Origin of the sequence: Mesorhizobium sp. M5C.F.Ca.IN.020.29.1.1 (genome assembly GCF_003997375.1) — a bacterium.
Classification (GTDB): domain Bacteria; phylum Pseudomonadota; class Alphaproteobacteria; order Rhizobiales; family Rhizobiaceae; genus Mesorhizobium; species Mesorhizobium wenxiniae.
Genome location: NZ_RZSW01000232.1, coordinates 1 through 9,169 on the forward strand (window position 1 = coordinate 1; position 9,169 = coordinate 9,169).

General features: G+C 64.4%; 8 protein-coding genes. 3 read left to right on the forward strand and 5 right to left on the reverse strand.

The genetic code is table 11. The features are described from left to right. From EOA85_RS18980 to EOA85_RS18990, 3 genes are all read left to right on the forward strand, one after another. Positions 1-573, forward strand: a 573-nt coding sequence (locus EOA85_RS18980; RefSeq protein WP_127210754.1) for a damage-inducible protein, incomplete at its 5' end; no start/stop codon positions are given. Then, on the forward strand, positions 488-2,011 hold the full coding sequence (locus tag EOA85_RS18985) for a DNA polymerase Y family protein (RefSeq protein ID WP_127210755.1): 1,524 nt from the start codon (positions 488-490) through the stop codon (positions 2,009-2,011). The genes EOA85_RS18980 and EOA85_RS18985, both read left to right, overlap by 86 nt. Beyond that, positions 2,008-5,268, forward strand: coding sequence for an error-prone DNA polymerase (locus tag EOA85_RS18990; RefSeq protein ID WP_127210756.1), 3,261 nt, complete (start codon positions 2,008-2,010; stop codon positions 5,266-5,268). The genes EOA85_RS18985 and EOA85_RS18990 overlap by 4 nt, the downstream gene beginning before the upstream one ends. A gap of 186 nt (positions 5,269-5,454) precedes the next feature. Here EOA85_RS18990 and EOA85_RS39100 read toward each other — a convergent pair whose 3' ends face one another. From EOA85_RS39100 to EOA85_RS19015, 5 genes are all read right to left on the reverse strand, one after another. Continuing rightward, positions 5,455-5,844: a DUF6527 family protein gene (locus EOA85_RS39100; RefSeq protein ID WP_127210757.1), complete on the reverse strand. Its 390-nt coding sequence runs from the start codon at positions 5,842-5,844 to the stop codon at positions 5,455-5,457. Positions 5,845-5,847: 3 nt separating this feature from the next. After that, positions 5,848-7,245 (reverse strand): ThiF family adenylyltransferase, encoded by a 1,398-nt coding sequence (locus EOA85_RS19000; protein ID WP_127210758.1) that lies wholly within the window; start codon positions 7,243-7,245, stop codon positions 5,848-5,850. A gap of 1 nt (position 7,246) precedes the next feature. Then, a complete protein-coding gene (locus EOA85_RS19005; protein ID WP_127210759.1) occupies positions 7,247-8,113 on the reverse strand; it encodes a multiubiquitin domain-containing protein in 867 nt (288 codons plus the stop codon). Positions 8,114-8,177: 64 nt separating this feature from the next. Beyond that, complete coding sequence (locus EOA85_RS19010) at positions 8,178-8,381, reverse strand: hypothetical protein (RefSeq protein ID WP_127210760.1); 204 nt, start codon at positions 8,379-8,381, stop codon at positions 8,178-8,180. A gap of 28 nt (positions 8,382-8,409) precedes the next feature. Continuing rightward, positions 8,410-9,169, reverse strand: a 760-nt coding sequence (locus EOA85_RS19015; RefSeq protein ID WP_206523322.1) for a PD-(D/E)XK nuclease family protein, incomplete at its 5' end; no start/stop codon positions are given.

Sequence of the window (9,169 nt, forward strand, 5' to 3'; positions counted from 1 at the left end):
GTCGATGGCGCGGCCGCTGCACTGTTCGCGGCCGGAATTGCCGCCCGCACGGCAGGCAAGGTGCTGTGGTGCGTTACCCGGCCTGACCTATTCGCGCCGGCAATCGAACAGGCCGGCCTGCCTCCGGGAAGAGTGATCTACGTCGAGGCCGGCGACGAAAAATCCGTCCTCGCCTGTTTTGAGGAGGGCCTTCGGGGCGGTTTTGGCGCAGTCGTTGCCGAGATAGCCAGGCTTTCGATGACGGCCTCACGGCGGCTTCAGCTTGCCGCCGAAAGCTCCGGCTCAATTGGCATCGCTATTCGCCGCTGGCGTCGGCAGACGGAGGCAACGGATTTTGGCCAGCCGACCGCCGCCGAGACACGCTGGCGGGTGTCGGTCCTGCCGTCGGCGCCATTGCCGGTGCAGGGCGTCGGACGGGCCCGCTGGCACGTTGAGCTGATCCGATGCCGGGCCGGAGAGAGTGCAGATTTTATAGTGGAGGCTTGCGATGCCAAGGGTCGTATCGCTTTTCCTTCCGTTGTGGTCGACAGACCGCTTCAGAAGGAAATCGGGCGACGCCGCGCCTCTGCCTAAGGCGCCGCTCGTTTTGATCGGCCGTGACGGTCGTCGCCGTGTCGTGCTTGCTGCCGACGCGGCAGCACGCGCCGCGGGGCTGTGCATCGGCATGCCGGCGAGCAAGGCGCAGGCCCTTGTTCCGGGCCTGATTGTTCACGACGCTGAGCCCGACGCCGACGAAATGGCGCTGGAGCGATTGGCGCTGTGGGCGCTGCGCCGCTATGCGCCGATCGCCGCGGCCGATCCGCCGGACGGTCTTGTGATCGACACGACAGGCGCCGATCATCTGCATGGCGGCGAGGCGGCAATGCTCACCGATATGGTGGACCGTCTTGGCGCAGCGGGTTTTGCTGCACGCGCCGTTGTCGCCGACACCTGGGGGGCAGCCCACGCACTGGCCCGCTTCAGCACACGGCAGATGCTTGTGGTTCCATCCGGAACCATTGGACAGGCGATCCTGCCTTTGCCCATCGCGGCCCTCCGCCTTCCCGCTACGACGATCGATAGTCTGCGACGGCTTGGCTTCGAGACAGTCGCTGATCTTGCCGGCACGCCGCGCGCGTCGCTCGCCTTGCGTTTCGGACCGGAACCCGGTCGACGCCTCGACCAGGCGTTCGGACGAGTGAGCGAACCGATCGAGCCCATCCGGCCGGAGGAGATCGTCGAGGTGCGCCGCAATTTTGCCGAGCCGATCGGCGCGGCAGAGACGATCACCCGCTATACCGGCAAGCTGGTGGCTGAACTCTGCGCCGCACTCGAGAGGCGGGGACTTGGCGCACGTCGGCTCGATCTACTGTTCTTCCGGGTCGACAATCGCATCGAGGCGATCCGTGTCGGCACAGCAACGCCGGTTCGTGACACGAAGCGCCTGACCCGGCTTCTCACCGACAAAATAGAGATGATTGATCCGGGGTTCGGCATCGAGCAAATGCGGCTTGCCGCGCTTGCTGCTGAGCCGCTGCGGGCGAAGCAGATGATCTCTTCGCTAGCCGAGGCGCCGGAGCCCGACGTCTCGGATGTCATCGACATCCTCGCCAACCGTGTCGGCGAGGACCGCCTCTATCGCTTCGCGCCGGTCCAAAGCGACGTTCCCGAGCGGTCCGTTCAACGCATTGCGCCGATGGCGCCGGACACCGGCGAGGGCTGGCCAGGCCATTGGCCACGCCCGTCGCGGCTGTTGCCACAACCCGAGCTGATCGAGACGGTGGCGCTTCTCCCCGACCATCCGCCGGTGACCTTCACCTGGCGTGGCGTTCGCCGGCGCGTGAAACGGGCAGACGGGCCGGAGCGGGTGTTCGGGGAATGGTGGAAGCGCGACGCCGAGCTGGCGGCGGTGAGGGATTATTTCCAGGTCGAGGACGAGAACGGCGAGCGCTACTGGGTCTACCGAGCCGGCGACGGCGAAGACACCGCCACCGGATCGCACAAATGGTTCATGCACGGGATCTTCGGATGACCGGCGCAACCCGATATGCCGAGCTGCAGGTCACTTCGCATTTCAGCTTCCTGCGAGGAGTGAGCTCCTGCGAAGAGCTATTCGCTCAAGCGGCGCTCCTTGGCATCGAGGCGCTGGCTGTCGTCGATCGCAATTCGCTTGCCGGCATCGTGCGCGCCCACGAAGCGGCGAAGGCGACAGGCGTCCGGCTGATCGTCGGCTGTCGCCTCGATCTCGCCGACGGCATGTCGATGCTGGTCTATCCGACCGATCGGCTGGCCTATTCGCGTCTCTGCCGTCTGCTTTCACTCGGCAAGGGCAGGGCGGGCAAGGCAAAATGCCACCTCGAATGGGATGACGTCGTCGTCTATGGCGAGGGACTGATCGCGGTCCTGGTGCCGGACGAGGCCGATGATGTCTGCGGCTTGCGTCTACGACGCCTGCGCGAGGCTTTCGGCGATCGCGCCTATCTTGCGCTCAGTTTGCGCAGACGCCCCAACGACCAGCTCCGACTTTACGAGCTGGCAAACCTGGCGGCTGCGATGCGCGTGCCGACCGTCGTCACCAATGACGTGCTCTTCCACGAGCCGGCCCGCCGCATGATGCAGGATGTCGTCACCTGCATCCGCCACAACGTCACCATCGATGACGCCGGCTTCCGGCGCGAACGTCATGCCGATCGCTACCTCAAGCCGAGCGACGAGATGGCGCGGCTCTTCGCCCGCTATCCGGACGCCCTGGCGCGCGCGATCGAAATCGCCGACCGCTGCCGTTTCTCAATGGACGAACTCGCCTACCAATACCCTCAGGAAAAGACCATGCCGGGCCTCACCGCCCAGCAGGCACTCGAAAAGCTGACCTGGGAAGGTGCTGCCCTACGCTATCCCGAGGGCGTGCCCGAGAAGGTGGTCGGCATCTTGAAGCACGAGCTGCGGCTGATCGAAACGCTCGAATATGCGCCGTACTTCCTGACGGTAAACTCGATCGTTCGTTTCGCTCGCAGCCAGGACATCCTCTGCCAGGGCCGCGGCTCCGCCGCCAATTCGGCCGTCTGCTATGTGCTTGGCATCACTTCGATCGATCCCGAACGCAACAATCTCTTGTTTGAGAGGTTCGTCAGCCAGGAGCGGCGCGAGCCGCCCGACATCGATGTCGATTTCGAGCATGAGCGCCGCGAGATCGTCATGCAGTGGGTCTATGAAACCTACGGGCGCGATCACGCAGCACTTTGTTCCACGGTCATCCGTTATCGCACCAAGGGCGCGGTCCGTGATGTTGGCAAGGCGCTCGGCCTGCCCGAGGACATGACCAAACTTCTGTCCTCGCAGATCTGGGGCCATGGTGAGGCGGTCGATGAGCAGCGCGCCCGTGAGCTCAACCTCAATCTCGGCGATCGGCGCCTGCGCCTGACCCTCGACCTCGCCGCGCAACTTGCCGGCACACCGCGTCATCTCTCGCAACATCCTGGCGGCTTCGTGCTGACGCACGATCGGCTCGACGATCTTGTGCCGATCGAGCCGGCGGCGATGAAGGATCGCCAGGTGGTGGAATGGGACAAGGACGATATCGACGCTCTGAAATTCATGAAGGTCGACGTGCTGGCACTCGGAATGCTGACCGCGATGAAGCGGTCATTCGATCTCCTGTCCGAGCACAAGGGCGTCACACTCGACCTCGCGACGATCCCGGCCGAGGATCCGCGTACCTACGCGATGATCAGGAAGGCCGATACGCTCGGCACCTTCCAGATCGAATCCCGCGCGCAGATGTCGATGCTGCCGCGCATGAAGCCCCGGACATTCTACGACCTGGTCATTGAGGTCGCGATCGTTCGACCCGGCCCGATCCAGGGCGACATGGTCCATCCCTATCTTCGCCGACGTGACGGCAAGGAGGAGGTGACGTTTCCGACGCCGGAGCTCGAGCGCGTTCTTGGCAAGACGCTCGGCGTGCCGCTGTTCCAGGAACAGGCAATGCAGGTCTCCATGGTCTGCGCCGGCTTTTCCGCTGGCGAGGCCGACCAGTTGCGTCGCGCCATGGCCACCTTCAAGCACACAGGCGGCGTCTCGAAATTCCGCGACAAACTGGTCAACGGCATGATCGCCAACGGCTACACTCCAGAATTTGCCGAAAAGACGTTTTCGCAACTGGAGGGCTTTGGCAGCTACGGCTTTCCCGAAAGCCATGCCGCCTCCTTTGCCCTGATTGCCTACGCCTCGTCCTGGATGAAATGCTGGCATCCGGATGTGTTTTGTGCAGCGCTTCTGAACTCGCAGCCGATGGGCTTTTACCTCCCTGCCCAGATCGTACGAGACGCGCGCGATCATGACGTCGAGGTGCGCCCGGTCTGCGTCAATGCCAGCCGCTGGGATTGCACGCTCGAGCCGACCGCTGTCGAAGACCGCTTTGCCGTCCGCCTTGGCCTGCGCATGGTGAAGGGTCTCGCCAATGATGACGCGGCCGCGATCGTCGCGGCACGAGCCGATGAACCCTTCCGTTCTGTCGACGATCTCTGGCGCCGCGCCGGCGTGCCGGCGTCATCGCTGGTCCAGCTCGCCGAAGCCGACGCTTTTCTGCCAGATCTCGGGCTGGCGCGCCGTGAAGCGCTCTGGGCGATCAAGGCACTGCGAGACGAGCCGCTGCCTCTGTTCGCAGCCGCGACCTTCCGGGAACAGCAAACTGTGCCGGAGATCTACGAACCTGTCATTGCGCTCAGGCCGATGACCGCCGGACGCGAAGTCGTCGAGGATTACGGCCATGTCGGGCTGACCTTGCGCAGCCACCCGGTGTCGTTTCTGCGCGCCGATCTTCACCGGCGCCGCATCGTGACCTGTCAGGAAGCCATGCAGGCGCGGGACAAACGATGGCTTGAGGCCGCCGGCCTGGTGCTGGTTCGGCAACGGCCAGGCTCGGCCAAAGGCGTCATGTTCCTCACCATGGAGGATGAGACGGGCGCCGCCAACGTTGTCGTCTGGGTCAAAATATTCGAGAAATTCCGGCGCGTGCTTCTTTCGTCGGCCATGCTCGGCGTGCGCGGCCGCATCCAGCGGGAAGGCGAGGTCGTGCATCTCGTCGCCCACCAGCTGACCGATCTGTCGGCCGAGCTGGCCAGCGTCGGAAATCGCGAGGCGCCGTTTCCCCTGCCGCATGGCCGCGGTGACGAAGCCTATCACGGCGCGCCGGGTATCGATCCGCGGAGCCTGCCGATGGGCCGAAACATCGTCGACCCATACGAGCACATCGACCGGATCAAGGTGAAGACGCGGGATTTCAGATAGGACGTTGGCAGAATTGCGCTCACCCTTGGCCGAATTCACGCGATGATCCAAATACGAATTTCGCGGGCCGAGCGCTGGGATGGCCACTTTGCGCCTTGCAGTCGGTCGTTGAACGGCATTATTCGAAATCTCAAACCCTATCGGTCCGGTTGACTATGCGATGTCGATGTAAGGGTGGGATGCGGCCTAGACTATGTTGGCCGATCCCCCCGGTTGTGTTGGGGCGGATATTGGGTGTCCGTTGGCGCACCAATCGATCCGGCCCTCCTTTATCCAGAAATGGCAGCCACACTCGTTCCGCTGATGCACGGACGGCTGCACAGTGGGCCTACGCCAGAAATCCCGGATCACGTTCCAACGCGGTCGGCGGCTAGGGTTCAACGATAGGCTGATGGTCTTGCCGCACCCCCCGGGGCAGGACAGGCACGCCCACTTCTCGATCTGCCCGTCGCGGACGACGAGCAGTTTACCGGGTGGGATCTCTACGCCGGTGGGAAAGTTCGGCGTGTTCTCGGCGAGAAGATCGAACCGGAGGAAGCCGAAGAAGCGCAGGAAGCGCGCGATGCTGTTCTTCACCTGTTACCCCACCATGTCGAGGAACGGCGTCACGTCGCCTGCGCCGCTGGTCCAATCGGAACTGCAGACCGGGCAGCCGTCGCGGTGCGGGTGGGCGATGAAGCGGTCGTCGCGGGCATGCCAACGGCGAACGCGGTTGGGGATCATGCCCTCCATTCCATGGAAGCCGGTAAGCGCGGCGATCAGCTCGTCAACGGCCACCGAGGCCATCTCGGTGGTGAAGGTGACGACCGCCGGCGCGGGTTCGCCGCCACCGATGACGTAGGCCTCGTCCTTGCGACGCTGATACTCCTCGGGACGAGTGCGCTCCAGGTCCTCCTCGTTCGCCCGCGCGGCGTTCACCACGCCCGAGCAGATCAGGCACGGGCGTCCGGGCAGTACGGTGGTCACGCGGCCATTCAGGTCGGCACTGTGCGTCTCGGTGGGCGCGATAATGCGGAGGCCGACATCGATCACCGGGATCCCATAGAAGTAGGCGAGGCGATTGATGAAAATTCGGCCCGAGTTGTCGTCGGTGCAACCGAAGACGAAGTCCGAGGCCTTGAGGGCGTCGCGCACCTCCACCGACTTCACCCAAGCCTTGCTGGTGACGACATGGCACTCGACGCCCATGGCCTCGATCTCGCGCTTGAGGATATCGACCTTGGGCATCCCAACATCGGACCGGCGGGAGCCGTGGACGCGGTTGAGGTTGCTTTCGGCCAGGGTGTCGTTGTCGATCAGGTAGATGCGACCGACGCCGAGCCGGGCTAGCAACAGCGCTACCGGACTGCCGGTGCCGCCGCAGCCGACGACGCAGACCCGGAGCGAGCGCAACGTCGCGTTGAAGCCGTCGCCGAAGAGGCGGCGCTGGCGATCGAGATGCGACGAAATCATGCCCTCCATGGGCGCAGACGCGTGGCGTGCGTAGCGGCCGCCGACGATCTGCACGGCATGGGCCAGAAAGCAGGTATTCCCGTCGAGCCAGATGCGGGCGCACACCGAGCCATCACCGCCGAGCACGATGCTGACCAGGCCGCGCACGCCCTTGAGATGCGCGGTGCGGGCGAGCTCACGCTCGTTGCGGTCATCCTGGTCGGAGAAGAAGGCGTGGGTGCCCGGATGGGTGTGCACGATCGCGGGCACCTTGCCAGCGATCAACGCATCGCCGAGCAGCCGCATGAAGCCGGTCGTGCTCCAGGTCACATGCGTCGGCGAGGCGCTGATCCTCTCGGCCGCCGGGATGTCGACCACCTGGTGGGTTACCAGACGCAAACGGGGTTCGGCGGTCCAAGGATCGGCGGTGATGTCGGAGGAGCCCAACAGCATATAGGCCGCCGCTTCCGGCGCATCGCGCCCCGGAAGCAGCGGGCGGAGCAGATCCATGTGCTGCTCGAGAACGGAGATGTCGACGGTGGCCATCTCAGGCCGCCTTCCGAAACGCCAGCTCGGCGCGGGCGACCATGGTGCGAACTCCATCGATGCCGGCACGCCAGTCGGCGTGGCGGGACCAGCGCTGCCAGTTGGTGCCGGCGAACTGATGGGCGACATCGGCGCACTTGGCATAGCCGCCGGTCGACTTCAGCTTGATCCAGGGCGACGTGTAGAACATGTCGACGCTGGCGTCCGGATAGCCAGCCGGTAGCTGGATCATGATGTCGACGGCCTCGCGGTCGAACTTGCCCGGCGGGAGCGGGAAGTTCTTGATGACGACGCCACCGGAACCGGCTTCGCCGATGATTTCGTAGTTCAGGCCATTGTCCTCGAGGAAACGGCGGTCGGCCGACGGAAGGGCGACCAACCCCTCCGTCGTCTCACGGATTACGGTGATGAAGCGCTCGATGCCCTGGCCGGACAGATCGACCAGATCGGTGTCGGCGATCGGGCGATCATGGCCGCCGCGCACTTCGAGATAGATGGTATAGCGCTCGTCGACACCGGCCAGACTGCGGAGCGCCTTGCCGCTGATGAGGCTCTTGCCCCAGGACATCTGGCGCTCTTCGATGGTGAAATTGAACGAGCGATCGGTCTCGAAATAGGCGAAGGCCTCGGTGCCCTTGCCGCGGAGGTCGAAGGTCTCGTCCAGACGGACGTCCTCGAACTCGCTGTTGGGCAGGATCGCGAACAGTGAGTAGTTCTCCACGTCGCGGATGCCGGCCGCGGCCAGGATCTGACGCCCAAGGGGGATCGGATCGGCGACGGAGGCGTCGTGATAGTTCACGCCGTCCTTGGTGAGGCGGACGCGGTACGCGGTGTTGGCGGCCTCTGCCGCACGGTTCTCGGTGGTCATAGTTCGGTATTCTCCATCGGGTCATCCGCGGGATGCGTGCCCTCTGAAGAGCTAATCGGAGCCTCTACGCCGAACCGGTAACGCCGTCCGACGCTTTTTTCACGAGCGTTCCCGGAGGCAGCGAGCCGCAGATGAAGAAGGCGGGGCAGCGTGGGCAGGAACGGCTGCTGCGTTCAGGAGGAAGGTGGCCGGTCAAGATGGCGGAGACCACTCTATCGACACCGGCACGCCGCGCGGCCAGCTTCTTCGGGTCGATCTCGATCCGCATGGCGTCGCGATCCGCAAGGTGCACGACCTCAATCCGTTGAGCCCGGAAAAGACTCCTGCGCCGCGAAGAAGAACGACGTCGAGGCTGCGTCCGTCTGTGACTTCTTCGTGGCATGACCAGTTCTGACCCGGCGAACCAGCATCCTGCCTGCAGCGTCCTCGAGGATGTCGTCGACGCGGACATCGATCCTGGCCGGGCCGGAATTGAGAACGATCCCAGGATTGGCGACCTTGGTCATCCCAGCGCGGCTCTCGACTAGTTTCGCGATCAGAGTCTCGGCGATGGCCCGGTATTCCTCGGCATAGCCGTTCGCGCTGACACCTATCTCCTCGAGCGCCACTCCGAGGCGCCGATCGACTTCAGCGGGGTCGACCTGATCGGGCGCTTCCTTCACCATCCAGTCCACGACCAGCTGTACCGCATCGTGCATCTTCATGAAGGTGGTCTCGAACCTCTTCCCGCCCACCTCGAGCAGATAGGAGTAGTAGAACCGGCGAGGGCAGCTATCATACGTCGCCAACTTCGTGTCGCCGATCGAAACGGCGCCCTCGAACACGATGTCGACCCTCCCCGCGTCCTCGGGCGGCAGCTCCATGGCCGGATCGATGTGGACCCTGGTCGCCGGCGGCACGATGCGGTCGATGTATTCGGAATGCCCCCACCTCGATCCGGCGGCATTCTTCGTCGGCGTGTAGAGCGTCAAGCGGTCCCGGGCTCGGGACATGGCAACGTAGAACAGGCATTCCTGCTCGTCGACATGGGCCCGGTGGCGCATTTCCTTGCCGGTT